Annotated in this window: 20 protein-coding genes; 8 read left to right on the forward strand and 12 right to left on the reverse strand. The window is 60.0% G+C overall.

Features of this window, described 5'->3' with window-relative positions:
- Positions 1–1080 (forward strand): ABC transporter permease (locus D6858_RS03640; protein ID WP_133305236.1); only part of this gene is annotated, 1080 nt, incomplete at its 5' end.
- Between the two features lie 395 nt (positions 1081–1475).
- Here the strand turns inward: D6858_RS03640 and D6858_RS03645 are convergent.
- Entirely contained in the window at positions 1476–2039 is a 564-nt protein-coding gene (locus D6858_RS03645; RefSeq protein ID WP_120107278.1) for a DJ-1/PfpI family protein, read from the reverse strand.
- Between the two features lie 398 nt (positions 2040–2437).
- On the opposite strand from D6858_RS03645, the gene D6858_RS03650 reads away from it, so the two are divergent.
- Entirely contained in the window at positions 2438–2995 is a 558-nt protein-coding gene (locus D6858_RS03650; protein ID WP_338067266.1) for a glycosylhydrolase-like jelly roll fold domain-containing protein, read from the forward strand.
- Positions 2996–3245: 250 nt separating this feature from the next.
- Here the strand turns inward: D6858_RS03650 and D6858_RS03655 are convergent.
- Positions 3246–4393 (reverse strand): IS3 family transposase gene (locus D6858_RS03655; RefSeq protein WP_420823817.1). Its coding sequence is split into 2 segments (ribosomal slippage): positions 3246–4138 and positions 4138–4393, totalling 1149 coding nucleotides; the frame shifts between segments, so codons are not numbered across the junction.
- A gap of 260 nt (positions 4394–4653) precedes the next feature.
- Between D6858_RS03655 and D6858_RS03660 the strand changes: the two genes are divergently transcribed.
- Positions 4654–4854 (forward strand): dodecin family protein, encoded by a 201-nt coding sequence (locus D6858_RS03660; RefSeq protein WP_120107284.1) that lies wholly within the window; start codon positions 4654–4656, stop codon positions 4852–4854.
- A gap of 16 nt (positions 4855–4870) precedes the next feature.
- Positions 4871–5047 (forward strand): YegP family protein, encoded by a 177-nt coding sequence (locus tag D6858_RS03665; RefSeq protein WP_120107286.1) that lies wholly within the window; start codon positions 4871–4873, stop codon positions 5045–5047.
- A gap of 467 nt (positions 5048–5514) precedes the next feature.
- On the opposite strand, the gene D6858_RS03670 is transcribed toward D6858_RS03665, so the two are convergent.
- Positions 5515–5904: a DUF3597 domain-containing protein gene (locus D6858_RS03670; RefSeq protein ID WP_120107288.1), complete on the reverse strand. Its 390-nt coding sequence runs from the start codon at positions 5902–5904 to the stop codon at positions 5515–5517.
- A gap of 130 nt (positions 5905–6034) precedes the next feature.
- On the opposite strand from D6858_RS03670, the gene D6858_RS03675 reads away from it, so the two are divergent.
- Positions 6035–6574, forward strand: a complete 540-nt coding sequence (locus D6858_RS03675) for a DUF937 domain-containing protein (protein WP_120107290.1) — start codon at positions 6035–6037, stop codon at positions 6572–6574.
- Between the two features lie 503 nt (positions 6575–7077).
- On the forward strand, positions 7078–8091 hold the full coding sequence (locus D6858_RS03680; RefSeq protein WP_240623679.1) for a S1C family serine protease: 1014 nt from the start codon (positions 7078–7080) through the stop codon (positions 8089–8091).
- Positions 8092–8141: 50 nt separating this feature from the next.
- Here the strand turns inward: D6858_RS03680 and D6858_RS03685 are convergent, their stop codons facing one another.
- The 5 genes from D6858_RS03685 to groES form a co-directional block, all read right to left on the reverse strand.
- Positions 8142–8642: an Hsp20/alpha crystallin family protein gene (locus D6858_RS03685; RefSeq protein WP_120107294.1), complete on the reverse strand. Its 501-nt coding sequence runs from the start codon at positions 8640–8642 to the stop codon at positions 8142–8144.
- A 103-nt stretch (positions 8643–8745) separates the two neighbouring features.
- Positions 8746–9222: an Hsp20 family protein gene (locus D6858_RS03690; protein WP_205664869.1), complete on the reverse strand. Its 477-nt coding sequence runs from the start codon at positions 9220–9222 to the stop codon at positions 8746–8748.
- Between the two features lie 249 nt (positions 9223–9471).
- Positions 9472–9663 (reverse strand): DUF465 domain-containing protein, encoded by a 192-nt coding sequence (locus D6858_RS03695; protein WP_120107296.1) that lies wholly within the window; start codon positions 9661–9663, stop codon positions 9472–9474.
- 150 nt (positions 9664–9813) lie between these two features.
- A complete protein-coding gene (gene groL / locus D6858_RS03700) occupies positions 9814–11433 on the reverse strand; it encodes a chaperonin GroEL (protein ID WP_120107298.1) in 1620 nt (539 codons plus the stop codon).
- A gap of 52 nt (positions 11434–11485) precedes the next feature.
- On the reverse strand, positions 11486–11800 hold the full coding sequence (gene groES / locus D6858_RS03705; protein ID WP_120107300.1) for a co-chaperone GroES: 315 nt from the start codon (positions 11798–11800) through the stop codon (positions 11486–11488).
- Positions 11801–12063: 263 nt separating this feature from the next.
- On the opposite strand from groES, the gene D6858_RS03710 reads away from it, so the two are divergent.
- Together D6858_RS03710 and D6858_RS03715 are read left to right on the forward strand one after the other, a co-directional pair.
- A complete protein-coding gene (locus D6858_RS03710; RefSeq protein ID WP_120107883.1) occupies positions 12064–12297 on the forward strand; it encodes a hypothetical protein in 234 nt (77 codons plus the stop codon).
- Entirely contained in the window at positions 12294–12563 is a 270-nt protein-coding gene (locus D6858_RS03715) for an usg protein (protein WP_120107302.1), read from the forward strand. Before D6858_RS03710 ends, D6858_RS03715 begins: the two co-directional genes overlap by 4 nt.
- A gap of 603 nt (positions 12564–13166) precedes the next feature.
- Here D6858_RS03715 and D6858_RS03720 read toward each other — a convergent pair.
- Genes D6858_RS03720 through D6858_RS03735 form a run of 4 tightly spaced genes read right to left on the reverse strand, consistent with a single transcriptional unit; the run spans position 13167 to position 14799 of the window.
- Positions 13167–13628, reverse strand: coding sequence for a hypothetical protein (locus D6858_RS03720; RefSeq protein ID WP_120107304.1), 462 nt, complete (start codon positions 13626–13628; stop codon positions 13167–13169).
- Complete coding sequence (locus D6858_RS03725) at positions 13621–14121, reverse strand: group III truncated hemoglobin (RefSeq protein ID WP_120107306.1); 501 nt, start codon at positions 14119–14121, stop codon at positions 13621–13623. The genes D6858_RS03720 and D6858_RS03725 overlap by 8 nt, the downstream gene beginning before the upstream one ends.
- A complete protein-coding gene (locus D6858_RS03730; RefSeq protein WP_120107308.1) occupies positions 14118–14438 on the reverse strand; it encodes a TehB family protein in 321 nt (106 codons plus the stop codon). The genes D6858_RS03725 and D6858_RS03730 overlap by 4 nt, the downstream gene beginning before the upstream one ends.
- A 1-nt stretch (position 14439) precedes the next feature.
- Positions 14440–14799: a DNA-binding transcriptional response regulator gene (locus tag D6858_RS03735; RefSeq protein ID WP_120107886.1), complete on the reverse strand. Its 360-nt coding sequence runs from the start codon at positions 14797–14799 to the stop codon at positions 14440–14442.
- Position 14800 lies beyond the last annotated feature (1 nt).

The following is a 14800-nucleotide window of genomic DNA, read 5'->3' on the forward strand; positions in this document are numbered from 1 at the left end:
GCCTTCCTCGACACGCTGCGCCAGCTTGGCTGCAACACCGATGCGCTGATGCTGATAGTGGTCGCAGCGCTGTTCTACGGCTTCTACTATCCCGCGCCTTACAGCCAAGGCCATGCGCAGGACGTGCGGCTGGCAGTGGTGAACGAGGCGCGCACCCCGCTCAGCCGACAGCTCGTCGATCTGATCGAGGCCAGCCCGCTGGCCGAGGTCGCCGCCCGGCCCGCCAACCTAGCCGAGGCGCGCACCCTGCTGGTAGAGCGAAAGGTCGATGGCGTGCTGCTGCTGCCTGACCGAGCACTGGATGACGCCCTGCGCGGCCAGGACAGTGGCATAGCGCTGTGGATCAACGGAACCTACCTCGTGCGAACCAAAGCTTTGGGCCAGGCGATCCAGGGGGCCATCGTCAACACGCTCAACAACGAGGCGAAAGGACGGCTCGGGGTTAGTATCGAAATTACCGATCCCGTCGAGTCGCAACCGCTGTTCAACCCCAATCTGGAATACGGCGCCTATATCTTTCCCGCCGTTGCACCGGTGATCCTCCAGCAGACCATGCTGTTTGGTACCGCCGTGCTATTCGCCGGGCGCAGGCGGCGCGGATGGAACGAACTGGGTGGCCAATGGCTGGCGCTGAGCCTCGTGTCGTTCGTGCTCACGCTGACCTATTTCGGCTGGTTCTTCGCTGCGCAGGATATCCCGCGCCAAGCCGGAATCGGCGCCCTGCTGATCGTCGCGCTGTTTGCGGCAGGAGCCATCGCCGCCTTCTCGCTGTTCGCCGCCCGGCTGTTCCCCAACGCGCGCGCCGCGCTGCTGTTGCTAATCCCCACCTCGCTACCGATCTTTTTCCTCTCGGGCGCGACCTGGCCGCGCGAGGCGATGCCGGGCTGGGTCTCGGCGCTGGGCGCACTGCTCCCTTCAACCCACGCCAGCCGCGCCCTCCTTCTCACCGACCAGATGGGCGCGCCGTTATCGGACGCCCTTCGGCCGCTCACAGCTTTGGTGATACTGACAATTTCTTTTTTTGTCGGGTCGGGCCTTGTTTCGCGGTTTATGACGAATCCGGATGAATTGACGACATAATCGACAGATCGCCGGGAGCAGGCTTGTTGCCGAGCGGTTCGCTCCCCGCCGCGGGCCGGGCGCTCACGAACGCGCCTTACTTGCTGCGCTTGTGCAAGCAATGCTGGCATCGACCTCCTGCCAGATGTCTGTCCAATCGGCACGAGAGCAGCTTTCGCTGTTTCGAGGCTTACAAGCTGCCAGTCCGCTCTCGGGCCAACTTGGGACGATCCAGGTTAGCCACCGGGCGAATTAAAGTCTCAGGGCCGATCAGCTTTCGATCGCACCCGGGCCGCGCCAGCCGGCCAGCACTTCGGGCAGGGGCTAGGACCACGATATTTGTGGCCGCGACTGCATGTCTTCCAACGTTGTTGGCTTCCGGTCGCGCATTGCCCTTTTCGCGCTTTGCCTTTCTCTTACTTCGAATGCTCGGCGCCGAGCATGTTTTCCAACTCTTCTGCCTTCTGAGGATCGAGTCCCGCTGCCACGAGGACTTCGCGTGCGAAGCTCGCAGGGGCAGGGGCAGGAGCAGTGATAATGTCCTTGTCGCGAACGGCCCTCGGCTCATCGACGTACCTACCTGTGCCCGAATACGCTTTTACGTAATTGCCGAGATAATCAGGCCCGTTAGATGTGTGGCTGACATTATCGAGCATACCGGCACGGGCCAGGGCGATCGTTCCACCGCAAATGCCAGCGATGACGCAACCTGACTCACGAGATTGTCTCAACTTTTGGCCAATGTCCAAGCCATCGTCCGCCTCGAAAGCGGGCCCCCCGCAGATGACGACGACGCCCTCGTCTGGTGCTTCGAACCTCCCAGTCTCGGCTATAGGCAAACCTGCGGCGGACTTAAGTGCGCCCCCCTTGGGAGATACGAACCGGAACTCCGCTCCGTAGAAGGCGCGGCCAGCACCGCACAGCGGTGCAATTTCCCAATCAGAATAACCTTCTGTGAGGACAACTGTAATGGGGTGCATTTATGATCCCTTCGCTTCCCAGGCGTTCAACGACAATAACTGATATCAAGCCGTGAGGGTCGGCCCGTTTCCATGCCTTCGACCTAGCACAGAGTTTGTCTTGTGTCTTTGAAGGCTACTGCGTCCGAAGATGAAAGATTGCGGTGAGGTCGTGAGCCGAACGGCGGCTTTCCGCATTTTCAGACCCAAAGCAGACTGACCGCAACCGGCCCACAAGAAGCCGGAGGCCGCCCGCGCCTCGGCGCATCGGCACCCTCCGGTTCATCGGCGTTGGCTGAGGCACCTGGCTTTCCGGCCTGTTCCGGCAGGTCCGTGAAGAACACGTCCTCTGGATCCCGACCTGGGAAGCAGCGAAGGAGCCATTGCCAAGGTTTGGACGGTGAAGCCGGAACATTCCGCTGCACTTCCCGGCCGATTCAGGCGCGCCGGAACAAATCTCGTTGCGTACGCTGGTGTCACTCCACCGCCACCCCGATCCGGGCGTGCGCCATTTCGCGGGTACCGCCAGTTACCGCACCCGTTTCATCTTACCGGCGATGAAAGCAGGGGGAGAGATGCGCCTCTATCTCGATCTCGGCCGCGTGGAGGTCATCGCGGAGGTCCGCCTTAACGGCACCGTGCTTGCGACGCTGTGGAAGCCGCCCTTCCGACACGACGTGACGGATGCGGTGGGGTCAGGCGAGAATTTGCTGGAGGTTTTGGTCACCAGCCTTTGGCCTAATCGGCTGATTGGCGATGAGCAATTGCCTTCCGAAAAGGCCTTTCGCGCGGCGGGCGGGATTGAGGCTTTGCCCGCTTGGTATCGTGCAGGACTGCCCAAACCACCCGGGGGACGCATCACTTTTGCGACCTGGAAGCATTTCGCGAAGAATTCGCCGCTGCTGGAATCTGGCCTTCTCGGCCCGGTTGTACTGCGCCAGGCTCTTCGGCATCCGATTATCGGCACCGGACATTAGTCTGCCCTTGGCCGGTCTTAGAAGGCATTTTGTCAGGAACTTGTCGGAAGACTGATCGCCGGCAACGAGGTGCTGCGCACTTGAGATCGAAGTGCGCTTGCACGTTATGCCAACCGTCGCGAACGCGTTTACCGGATCGTCCTGCGCACGCCGCTAGACGACGAGAAGAAGGAACCGGGCGCTTAGCGCCCGTGACGTGACCCCCAGCTTTCCCCCAGCTGGGACTAGAGCCGCACGGTTGTTTGCACTGCTACCCAACGTCGGACCACTTGGGTCTGGAGTTTTCCGCCTTTCTCATTTCCGGTGGGCTGGATGCACCGGCTGAGTTTGCCAGCATTATCGGGGGGATATTCCCGATCGCGCTGTGCGGTCGCTCTTCGTTGTAGTGTCTACGCCAGGCCTCCAGCTTTTCGCAAGCATCTTGCAGCGACAGGAACCAGTGCGCATTCAGGCATTCGCTGCGCAGCTTGCTGTTGAATGCCTCGATGAACGCATTGTCTGTGGGCTTGCCAGGGCGGGAGAAGTCCAGGATCACACCGCGCTGGTAAGCCCACAGATCCATGTCCCGCGAGATAAACTCGCTGCCATTGTCCACCCTGATCGTCTTGGGATAGCCGATCTTCCGGCAGGCACGATCCAGTGTAGCAACCACGTCCTCACCGCGATAACTGAACCGGGGATCGATCACCGGCGATAGCCGTGAGAACGTGTCGACCACCGTCAGGATACGCAGCTTGCGACCTGTCGCCAGCTGGTCGTACACGAAGTCCATCGCCCACACATCGTTCGGCCGAACCGCCGGTGCACGATCGTCGCGTAGCTTCGCCTTCACCCGCCGCTTGGGCGTCTTGTTCCGCAGCTGCAAGCCCAACTCCCTGTAAAGCCTGTAGACCTTCTTCAGGTTCACAACCCAGCCATCGCGGCGAAGGATGTAGTATACCCGCCGGTAGCCGTAGCGAACATGCGTCTCGCAGATCTCCTTGATCCGCTTCTTCAGAAAGGCCGGATCGGTCCGGCGGGACTGGTAGTGATAGGTCGAACGATCAAACCGCAATGCCGAGCATGCCCTGCGGATCGTCACCTGCCAGTCCTGCCGAACAGCGTCGATAATCTCGCGCTTCCGGTCCGGCCTTAAAGCTTTCGCTTGATGACATCCTGCAGCATCTCGCGATCCAGCGTCAGATCGGCGACGATCTTCTTCAGCCGGCCGTTCTCATCTTCCAGCTCGCGCAACCGCCGCATCTCCGATGGCATCAGCCCCGCGTATTTCTTCTTCCAGTTGAAGTAGGTCGCCTGGCTGATCCCCGCCTTGCGGCAAATATCAGCAACCGGCGTCCCTTCTTCACCCTGCTTGATAACGAACGCCTTCTGCGCGTCCGTGAACTTCGATGCTTTCATGCCGTAACTCCTCGCCCAGCCAAGGATACATACGGCGGAAAACTCTAACTGCGAATGGTCCAGTTTTCAGGTGGCAGAGCAACAGCAGACGCACCGAAATCAGGTTCCAAGGTGAAAAGACGTACCTTATCGAAGTTTCGGTGCTTACGGCTTGTCGTGTGCGAGCGGGCGGGTCTAACATTCACCAGCATGTCCGTTCGACAGCGGCGGAGGAGTGCAAGGTAGCTGCACACGACATTGCAGCCCAAGGGAGAAGCCACATGGCCATTGCAAAAACGATAGAAGTGATAGCGAGTTCAACTCAAGGCATAGAATCCGCGGTCCGCGATGGGATCGCCAAGGTCGGGCAAACCGTCGATAACATCGAGGGCGCATGGGTCAAAGACACCAAGGTCGTCGTTCGTGATGGCGGTGTCGCCGAATGGCGCGTGACGATGGTCGTTACATTTATCGTCAACTAAACCGGGGAGGTGACTGATGCCACACAAGTTCGAAGTTTATAAGGACAAGAAGGGTGAGTTCCGCATTCGCTTCAAATACAATTCCGAAGTCATGTTTTCATCGGAAGGTTATATCAGTAAATCGTCCGCAATGTCTGCCATTGAATCATTCAAAAAGAACGGACCCGGCGCAGCTATTGAGGACAACAGCTGACAGGTGTCGGATCCGTGCCATACAGGGAAATGACATAGATTTTGAACCCTTACTAGGAGCTGTGAAATGAGCGCACGAACCTTTGGAATCCTTTGCCTTTGCGCGGTGGTTGCAGCCTGCGGATCGAAGTCTGCGGACGAGGCAGCGCCAACCGAGGCTTCGACAGTAGCGGCGGCACCGGCCCCGACGATGGGCTCACCCGTAGCCATGGAACCTGCTCCCGAAGGACTGCCCTCACGCATAGCGCGGGAGGTGATTACAGCTAGTGGCCAGACATGCGGGCAGGTAGCAAACGCGGAGCGAGCAAGTGACGGAACAATAAACGCCACTTGCTCAGGCGGAGAGAGCTATCAGGTGTACACTTCGCCGGGACAAGGGCCGGTTGCGGTCAAGCGATAGCGATAGATAGTCAATCGGTCTCGCATGTCATCCGTGCTGCGAGACCGATTGTCTGAAAATTGCGGCTTTTAGTCCAGAAGTTCTGCTGGAACTTTCCCGCCATTCGCCGCGAGTTCGCGCATCGTCGCCTTGTGCAGCCACAAGTTCATTTCGGCGCTACCGTCAAGCTCACCGGTATAGCCCAGCTCGCGCGCCAGTTCCTTGCGATTGTCCAGACTAGAGTCGACTCCGATCAGCTTCATAAGATCGACGATCGAGGTGCGCCAATTCAGGTTCTTGCCCTCGGCCATCGCCGCCAGGTTGCGTTCGACATCGACGTCGGAGACTTTGGCGGGACCTGCCTGCTGCGGCGGGGCAGCGGGGTTGCTGGGAGGCGCTACGCTACCAGTGCCAGCGGGCGGAGTGGCCGCATGCGCCTTGCCGAAAATAGCGTCCTTGATCTTTCCGAAGATGCTCATGGAATTCTCCTTGTTGCGACCTCGTCAGGGTGCGCCCCAAAACCGAGATTGGCAAGGACCCGGCTCCGCGTTGCTTCTGCAGCGTAATGACCTACAAGAAGCAGGAAGCTGAAAAGAACGGAGAGTGCCCATGGATCTCAACGAAATTCTTCGCTCGCAAGGCGGCATTGGCGCAATCGCCAACCAGCTGGGCATCTCGGAAGCACAGGCACAGCAAGGTGCTGCGGCCCTCTTGCCTTCCATCCTCAGCGGCTTTGGCCAGCGAGCTGGCGGCTCAGAGAGTGGCGGCCTTGGCGGCCTGGGAGCAGTCCTAGAATCACTTGGAGGAGCAGACCTCAGCCGCAACGTAGTCGGACCGGAACCGACTCGCGTCGAACGGGGCAACGACATCCTCGGTGAGATCTTTGGGTCCAAGGACGTCAGTCGGCAGGTTGCCGGGGAAGCATCTCAATCCACCGGCCTAGATCCGGCACTCCTGAAGAAGATGCTGCCAATCGTGGCGATGCTCGTGGCGGGATACCTGTCTTCGCAAAGCAACAAGACCGGCCAGACTGGTGGTCTCGGCGACGTCTTGGGTCAGGTCATCGGCAGCATGGGAGGCGCCGGGGGCGGTGGACTGGGAGGCGGATTGGGCGGAGTGCTCGGGTCTGTCCTAAGCGGTAGGCGCTAGTATTCTTGGTTGGTCTTCGGCCTCGCTTATCCAAGTGATTCGATCCAGATCGGCTGACCTTCTATAGCGGTACCCGTTCGACGTTCCTGCAGATCGAACCAACTTCGGTCGCAGGCACTGCGAATGCCTTCCTCGGGGCTGTTGGCGGTGAGGACCGACAAAACGGATGGTTGGGTCCGCTTTCGCTGGCTGGGCGTCGAAAGCGGTCATTCCGCAACGGCCCAGAAGCTGCCAGGCAGCAAAGCGCCCTCATGTCGGACGTTCAGGCTCTAACAAACGATCTGAAAGCCAACAGGTAGCTTGCTCTAGTTATGTGCACCGCTGATGTTCGATGATGGTTGGCATTGCGTTGATCGTGGCACAACCGGCGCTATTTATCCATGATGAGACAAACGTTGACGAAGCCAATGTCATATGCGCGTCCGTGGATAGTGGTTTTGATCATCATGAACGTCTTTCTTCTCGCCGCCTCCGCAGCCCTCTTGATCAACCAATCCGCCCCGTTGGCCGAACCCCGCGTCGTCACTGCGCGGGGCGATCTTGCCGCGGATGAACGTGCTACAATCGATTTGTTTCGCAATGCGCGCGATTCAGTGGTGTTCATTTCCACCCGGCAGCGTGTGGCCGATTTCTGGACACGCAATGTCTATAGCGTGCCCCGCGGATCGGGCTCGGGTCTCGTATGGGACGAGGCAGGCCATATTGTAACAAATTTCCATGTCATCGAGGGTGCATCCGAAGCACAAATACAGCTTGCCGACGGTCGCCAGTTTTCCGCCACTCTGGTCGGTGTGAGCCCACAACACGATCTTGCTGTCCTAAAAATTGGCGGTGCAGGCTTCACTGCGCCTGCCCAGGTGCCCATAGGCACGAGCAGCGACCTGCAGGTCGGACAGAATGTCTTCGCGATCGGAAATCCGTTCGGCCTGGACTGGACCTTGACCAAGGGCATTGTCTCGGCACTGGATCGTTCGCTGCCGAACGAAAACGGCCCCGACATTCGGCACCTGATCCAGACCGATGCCGCAATCAATCCGGGAAATTCGGGTGGCCCGCTACTCGACTCCGCTGGCCGACTAATCGGGATCAATACCGCGATATACAGTCCCTCCGGGGCATCGGCAGGAATCGGCTTTGCTGTGCCGCTCGACACGGTGATGCGCGTTGTGCCGCAGCTCATTTCCGAGGGGCGCTATACGCGGCCCAGCCTTGGCCTCGAAAGCGACGACGATATCAACGACCGGCTCAAGCGCGCTTCAGGGATCGAGGGTGTTTTTGTCCTGCGGGTCGATCCCGGGTCGGGAGCCGAGCGCGCCGGTCTGGTCGCAGCGCAGCGCACAAGGCGCGGCGTGGCTCCCGGGGACATCGTTACCGCTATGAACGGCAAACCTGTTTCGCGGGTCGGCGACCTGCTCGCCCGCCTTGACGACTTTCGGGTCGGGCAAAGCGTTGAACTGACGTTGATGCGCGGCGGCGAGGTGCGAACGGTCAGGCTCGAACTCGAACCGGGAAGTTGATGCATAAAGAAGGGCCGGTCCACTGGTATCACCGGCCCTCACGGCTGCCATTAACCGGCGTTGATCGGGATCGTCTTGCGGCCTTTTGCCGCTTCTAAGGTACGCGGAATTCTAACGGTCAGAACACCGTTGCGGAAAGCGGCCTCGACCTTGTCTTCGTCAATCTGCGAGGGAAGACCGATGCGGCGCTCGAAGCGGCCGTAGCTGCGTTCGGAATAGCCGCGTTCCTCGTCGCTGGTCTCGGACTTCTTCTCACCCCGGATCACCAGTTGATGATCGTCTAGGCTGATTTCGATGTCTTTTTCCTCCATGCCCGGCAGTTCGGCCATGACACGGATTTCCTTGTCGTTCTCCGACAACTCCACACGCGGCCAGCCAATGCTGCGTCCGATGGACGGCAGCGAGGGCATGGAAAACCCGCGAAACATGTCGTCGAATAAGCGATTGATATCCCGATGAAGCGACATCACCGAATGATCGACCCGCTCCTCCTGCCGGGGAGCGATGTCTTGGCCCTGGCTTTTCCAGGGAATGAGATCGCGAATGGCCATCTCGACATTCCTCCTGTTTTCCGACTGGTTCAGGCAAGGCCCCGTCAAGCGGGGCAGGCGCGATTGCACCCACCCCGCCGAGGATTTGCCCGGTGATTAAGGTTTAGGCCGCTTTGTCTTCAGTCAGCTGCGGCGTGTCGTCATTGACATGCTCGCGGCTTCCGATGGCGATCTTGCGCGGCTTGAGCGATTCAGGGACGATCCGCTGGAGCGAAATCGTCAACATACCGTGCTCGTAATCCGCATCGCGCACTTCGACATAGTCCGCCAGCTGGAACCGGCGCTCGAACGCACGGGCAGCGATACCGCGATGAACGAATTCGACACCGTCTTCGTCCTTCTCGGTCTTCTGGCCGGAGATGACGAGCTGGTTCTGCTGTGCAGTGATGTCGATTTCGTCCGGACGGAAGCCGGCCACCGCCAGAGTGATCCGGTAGCTGTCTTCGCCGGTGCGGACGATGTCGAAGGGCGGATAGCTGTCCTGCGTCTCTGCACGGAAGCTGTTCTCGAGCGCATCGAACAGCCGATCGAAGCCAACCGTCGAGCGGCGATAGGGGGTCAAATCAAATGCAGTTCTCATTTCCAAATCCTCCTTGTTGAGCAATCTGGGCATGAGAGGCGCCGGGAACCAAGAGCCGACGCCCTCTGTCCAACCGGATCCGTTATGGCATCCGGTACTGAAAAAATTGGGAATCGCGCAATTGGTTTCAAGGCCCGATAAAAATTTATTCTGAGTTTGTTGTCAGTGCTTTGCAAGAGAAAACCAGGCACACCCATAGAGGTGCGCCTGGCCTTCTTCCAGGAGAGAATATGATTGGATGCAGTCCGTCTACGCGGTCTGCCGATCGCTGCTCGCGTGATCGGAAGTCCAGCTTTGCATCTGGTCCTTGAGCGCCAGTTTGAGCTTCTTCAGGCGGGCAATCAGAATTTCGTCAGGCCGGGGTCGTCTGCTTTCCAGCCGGATTTCGTCCTCCAGCCGCGCATGTTCGCGTGCAAGATAGTCCAGAAACCTGTCGGTCATTATCTCCTCCTCTCTCATTCGACCGATTTTCCGATGTCGCCGTGTTGGGAGCCTGCCGGGTTTCGAACAGCGTGTGCAGGCACCCAAGGGGCGCTGCCGTGCACGGGCGGATGGGAGAGCGCAGCTTGATGCCGCGCTCTCCACACCGGATTAGAAGTCCATCGCCGGCATCGGTGCGGGCGTGTCTTCCTTGGGCAGTTCGGCTACCAGCGCCTCGGTGGTGATCAGCAGCGAGGCGACCGAAGCCGCATCCTGCAGCGCCGTGCGCACCACCTTCGCCGGATCGATTACGCCCGACTTCACCAGGTCTTCATATTCGCCGGTCGCGGCGTTGAAGCCATGGTTGTAGTCGTCGCCTTCGAGCAGCTTGCCGACGATATAAGCACCGTCCTCGCCCGCGTTTTCGGCGATCTGGCGAGCCGGGGCGCGCAGCGCGCGGCGAACGATGTCGATACCCGACTGCTGGTCGTCATTGGCGGCCTTGAGGCCCTCCAGCGACTTGAGCGCGCGCAGCAGGGCGATACCGCCACCCGGCAGGATGCCTTCCTCGACAGCAGCACGGGTTGCGTGCAGCGCGTCGTCGACACGGTCCTTGCGCTCCTTGACCTCGACTTCGGTCGCACCGCCGACGCGGATGATGGCAACGCCGCCAGCCAGCTTCGCCACGCGTTCCTGCAGCTTTTCGCGGTCGTAGTCGCTGGTCGTGGTCTCGATCTGGGCGCGGATCTGGCTGACCCGGGCGTCGATGTCGGCCTTGTTACCGGCACCATCGACGATGGTGGTGTTGTCCTTGTCGATAATGACCTTCTTGGCCCGGCCGAGCATGCCGATCTTAACGTTCTCGAGCTTGGTGCCGAGTTCCTCGCTGACCACGTTGCCGGCGGTGAGGATGGCAATATCCTTCAGCATGGCCTTGCGGCGATCGCCGAAGCCTGGTGCCTTGACCGCCGCGACCTTGAGGCCGCCGCGCAGCTTGTTCACCACCAGGGTTGCCAAGGCTTCGCCCTCGACATCCTCGGCGATGATGAGCAACGGCTTGCCCGACTGCACGACCTGTTCGAGTAGCGGAATCATGGCCTGCAGGTTCGACAGCTTCTTCTCGTGGATGAGGATGTAGGGATCCTCGAGTTCCACCTTGAGCTTTTCGGCGTTGGTCACGAAATAGGGCGAGAGATAGCCGCGATCGAACTGCATGCCCTCGACCGTTTCGAGCTCTGTCTCGAGGCTCTTGGCTTCCTCGACCGTGATCACGCCTTCATTGCCGACCTTCTCCATCGCTTCGGCAAGGATGCGGCCGACGGTTTCGTCGCCATTGGCGGAAATCGTCGCGACCTGCGCGATTTCGCTGTTGGCGGACACCTTCTTGGCGTGACTTTCGAGGTCCTTGACCACGGTGCCGACGGCGAGGTCGATACCGCGCTTCAGGTCCATCGGGTTCATGCCGGCGGCAACTGCCTTGGCACCTTCGCGCACGATGGCTTGGGCCAGAACGGTGGCGGTGGTCGTGCCGTCACCCGCCTTGTCGTTCTGCTTGCTGGCGACTTCGCGCAGCATCTGCGCGCCCATGTTTTCGAACTTGTCCTTGAGTTCGATTTCCTTGGCAACGGTGACGCCATCCTTGGTGATACGAGGGGCGCCGAAGCTCTTCTCGATCACCACGTTACGGCCCTTGGGGCCGAGAGTTACTTTGACCGCATTTGCAAGCGTATCCACGCCGCGGAGCATGCGATCACGTGCATCCGACGCAAATTTTACTTCTTTCGCAGCCATCTGGCCTGCTCCTTTCTCTTCTTTCGATCGAACCGAAGATCGGGTTGGTTGCTTACGCCGCCTTTTTGAGCTCGGCGGTGACTTCGATGATGCCGAGGATGTCGCTCTCCTTCATGATGAGCAGGTCCTCGCCGTCGATCCGCACTTCGGTGCCGGACCACCTGCCGAACAGGATGCGATCGCCTGCCTTGACGGCAAGTTCGACCAACTTCCCGGCATCGTCACGTGCACCCGGGCCGACGGCGACGACTTCGCCTTCCATCGGCTTTTCCTTGGCGGTGTCAGGGATGATGATGCCGCCGGCCGTCTTTTCTTCGGCCTCGATTCGGCGAACCAGCACGCGATCGTGCAAAGGTCGGAAATGCATGCATAACCTCCATTACAAAGCGAAATGACTTACAGCGCCTCCCCCGGATGATCGGCAGGAGGCATTTTGCGATCTAGTTTTGCCGAAAACGGCTTCAAGAGGTCCAAACCAAGTTTTTTGGCACTCGCCGATTGCGACTGCCAATGGGCACTTTCCGTACACCTTATCAGGGTCTTGACGGTCTGAAATGGACTCACAAAATATGGTGAGCGGAGCAATCCGCAGTGAGTGATCAGCGGCAAGGCAGAAAGGAGGATGTTCCTATGTCGCAACCATTCGCGCGCTACCTGCATCCGTTCGATGTAGCGCATCATCCCTCGCTTGAGCCCGAAGTGAAGCGAGCCATCCTGGCTTCCTGGGCGTCCGATCGGCATGCCGTCGAAAACCAACCTGCGATGCGCCAGCCTCCCGAAGTCAAGGCTCCGGTTTCCGTTGACGATGTATTCGCGGCACTGCGGTCGCTCGACGGCCCAGACAGCCAGCCCACACTGCAATGACCGACCGCGCTTTCCTGATTCAGCTGGAAGGATACGGGCTGACCACGGCAGAAATCTGCTATTTCATGCCGGATCACCCCTCGCTCTTGCAGGTCTATGCCTGGCAGGAATACGACGCAGCACCGGATTTTCCGGTACTGTTCGACTTCCTCGCGCATTGGCGGCGCGAGATCGAAGCGGAGATCAGGTCAGTCCGTATCGCACACGAAAAGATGATCCGGCCAGCGAGCTGGCGTTCTGCCGACGGGGTGATTTCCTGGGAGTAGTCCTGCCGGGCGATTGCGCCTGCAGGCTCGGATTTATGCTTATGGAAATGGAATGCTACCTAGAAATCTGGTAACCTTCTCCCACTTGATTGGCAGCTTTCCCATTTTCTCGCACTGAAATCTGCCAGCCGGTGTCCGGCCAAATCATTCATTGAGGCGGCAAGCTCGGAATTTATGCGGGCCTAGCTGCGGGCCCCGGCACCGGATGGGAACAGCTTTCTGATTCCGCTGCAATAAATTGAGTGATCAGCGACGTAGCTTTTTCGGACTCAGAATTGATTCTCCAACTCCGAAAAGCACGTTTAATCAATATCCGCTCAGCGCCCTAATCGCGGCCGTTTGAAGGATAGCGCTCATTCCACGAAAGCTGCCATCGGTTCAGATTAACGTCGAGGGTAGCCACGCGAGCTATCAATCGCTCGATTGGGTAGCTGCGTCGCCACCTCGAGAGCCGACCCGAGCCGATCGCGCTGCTCGTGTTGGCTGACGCAGAAGTTTGGGGCGGGAGCGCGGTGCACACCCGCGGATGTTGAGTGCGCCCGGAAAGACCAGCTCACTGCATTCAAGACAGAACATCGGCCGCTCCCTCCCCTCGCTGCCAGCTCACATCACTGTCGCACTGATTATCGCAATCGCGATCCCGAAAAATGCAACAGCGACGGGCACAATAAGTACCTGACCGTACACTTCACGGCGGGTGAGGGGTCCGAACGCTGTCTGGAGAACCGAGCCGGTGCGCTGCAACGGGCTGTCGGGTTGCGCCGGGGCCTGGCGCAGCATCGCCCGGGCAGTTCCGAAGAACATCGCTATGTAAAATGCAGAGATGGCGATCGCAAAAGAGGCGCTTGCTCCGCCCGTCGCCCCGAGGAGGGCGAGCAGGAAGACCACGTAGGAACCGACCATCGTGATCCACACGGCGGGCGGCAATTCGAATAGCCGCGCTTCCGGCGCAAGCAATCGAACGTTGTCGTTTGCCTCGGCCTCCACGACGCGCAAGGGAGACGGCTTCGCGACTGGTTGACCCCGAACGGGGGCAAGCTGCGGCTGGCGAATTGCATCAGGCATGGGGTAGGTCCTTTCCTGCGCGCCCCGCGGTCAATCCGTCGCGGCGCATTGCGATTGCTGTCAAAAGACTGTCCGCGATCATCCTGGCGCGCCCGCCGACGAGCTGGGTCGCCTCGCGTTCACCCTCCGCTTCGCGCAGCGTCTCGTAGAAGAGCTCCAGCCAGCGGCCGAAGTGGCGCAGTTCGAGGCCGGGGATCGCGAGGTGCTTGAGCATCGGATTGCCCGAGAACTCGCCGCTGTTGTGCAAGACCGAACGCCAAAAGGCCTTCATGCGCGCAAGATGCGGCGGCCAGTCGGCGATCTGCTCGGCGAAGATCGGACCGAGCAGATTGTCCTCGCGGATCTTCTCGTAGAAATCCTCTACTAGATTATCGATGAAATGAGCATCAACTCCGACGGATTCTGCGGCTGCACGCTTTTCGGCGCGCTTCGCCAGGGCAATTGTGCGAGTGTCGGGTCGATCCTCTTGCGGAATCGCGGTTCGGATGGTCATGCGCCGCTCCTTTCCTGGCTGGCGCCGGGTTCCCGCAGGAACCGGACGTGGAATCGCACCTCGCCAATTGGTTCGACACGGTGCAGGATCGTCGGCTCGACGACACCCGCTTCGCCGTCGGCCACAAGGGTCTGCTTGCGGTTCGGCCGGCGGGGGTCGGTCACGAGGTAGCGGAGCTTGCCGCTCTCGACCTCGATCAGCCCCCAGACCCCGTCTTTGGTCGAGTGATCGCCCAGCAAGCCGGCGGGAACGGTCGTTTCGGTGAAGGTTGCGGTCTGCTTGTAGGCCTCAAGGCCGGGAGGAAGCGCCGGGTTCATGTCATGCTGCTTTCTGATGCCCGAGCAGGGCCGATATCGCGTTGCTGAGTTCGTCGCCGAGCAGGGGTTTCTCGATGACGTCCGCGCCAAGGGATGCAGCGCGTGTGCGGAACTGCGCGGCGGGATTCGTCACGAGTACGATTGCCATGGCCGCACATCCCGCTTCGCGCAGCCCAGCGAGGAAGCCAAGACCGTCCCCCCGGTAGTTCTGGTCTATCACCAGAACCCGCGCGGCGGCGTTGCCCCCGCTCGCGGGCCCGCCCGCGATGGTCGCCAAGCCTTCGGTCGCGAGCGAGAACTGCAGGGAGGAAAGGACCGGGACGTCGTCGATGAACAAGCCGATCACGTTCGAACGATCCATG

The organism is Tsuneonella suprasediminis, assembly GCF_003605755.1.
Lineage (GTDB): Bacteria > Pseudomonadota > Alphaproteobacteria > Sphingomonadales > Sphingomonadaceae > Tsuneonella > Tsuneonella suprasediminis.

What these genes read in the sequence shown, in the direction of transcription:
- D6858_RS03645 (WP_120107278.1), bottom strand. Translation starts at nt 2,039, where the DNA reads ATGCACCCCATTACAGTTGTCCTCACAGAAGGTTATTCTGATTGGGAA.
- D6858_RS03660 (WP_120107284.1), top strand. Translation starts at nt 4,654, where the DNA reads ATGGCCATTGCAAAAACGATAGAAGTGATAGCGAGTTCAACTCAAGGC.
- D6858_RS03665 (WP_120107286.1), top strand. Translation starts at nt 4,871, where the DNA reads ATGCCACACAAGTTCGAAGTTTATAAGGACAAGAAGGGTGAGTTCCGC.
- D6858_RS03670 (WP_120107288.1), bottom strand. Translation starts at nt 5,904, where the DNA reads ATGAGCATCTTCGGAAAGATCAAGGACGCTATTTTCGGCAAGGCGCAT.
- D6858_RS03675 (WP_120107290.1), top strand. Translation starts at nt 6,035, where the DNA reads ATGGATCTCAACGAAATTCTTCGCTCGCAAGGCGGCATTGGCGCAATC.
- D6858_RS03685 (WP_120107294.1), bottom strand. Translation starts at nt 8,642, where the DNA reads ATGGCCATTCGCGATCTCATTCCCTGGAAAAGCCAGGGCCAAGACATC.
- D6858_RS03690 (WP_205664869.1), bottom strand. Translation starts at nt 9,222, where the DNA reads ATGAGAACTGCATTTGATTTGACCCCCTATCGCCGCTCGACGGTTGGC.
- D6858_RS03695 (WP_120107296.1), bottom strand. Translation starts at nt 9,663, where the DNA reads ATGACCGACAGGTTTCTGGACTATCTTGCACGCGAACATGCGCGGCTG.
- groL (WP_120107298.1), bottom strand. Translation starts at nt 11,433, where the DNA reads ATGGCTGCGAAAGAAGTAAAATTTGCGTCGGATGCACGTGATCGCATG.
- groES (WP_120107300.1), bottom strand. Translation starts at nt 11,800, where the DNA reads ATGCATTTCCGACCTTTGCACGATCGCGTGCTGGTTCGCCGAATCGAG.
- D6858_RS03710 (WP_120107883.1), top strand. Translation starts at nt 12,064, where the DNA reads ATGTCGCAACCATTCGCGCGCTACCTGCATCCGTTCGATGTAGCGCAT.
- D6858_RS03715 (WP_120107302.1), top strand. Translation starts at nt 12,294, where the DNA reads ATGACCGACCGCGCTTTCCTGATTCAGCTGGAAGGATACGGGCTGACC.
- D6858_RS03720 (WP_120107304.1), bottom strand. Translation starts at nt 13,628, where the DNA reads ATGCCTGATGCAATTCGCCAGCCGCAGCTTGCCCCCGTTCGGGGTCAA.
- D6858_RS03725 (WP_120107306.1), bottom strand. Translation starts at nt 14,121, where the DNA reads ATGACCATCCGAACCGCGATTCCGCAAGAGGATCGACCCGACACTCGC.
- D6858_RS03730 (WP_120107308.1), bottom strand. Translation starts at nt 14,438, where the DNA reads ATGAACCCGGCGCTTCCTCCCGGCCTTGAGGCCTACAAGCAGACCGCA.
- D6858_RS03735 (WP_120107886.1), bottom strand. Translation starts at nt 14,799, where the DNA reads ATGGATCGTTCGAACGTGATCGGCTTGTTCATCGACGACGTCCCGGTC.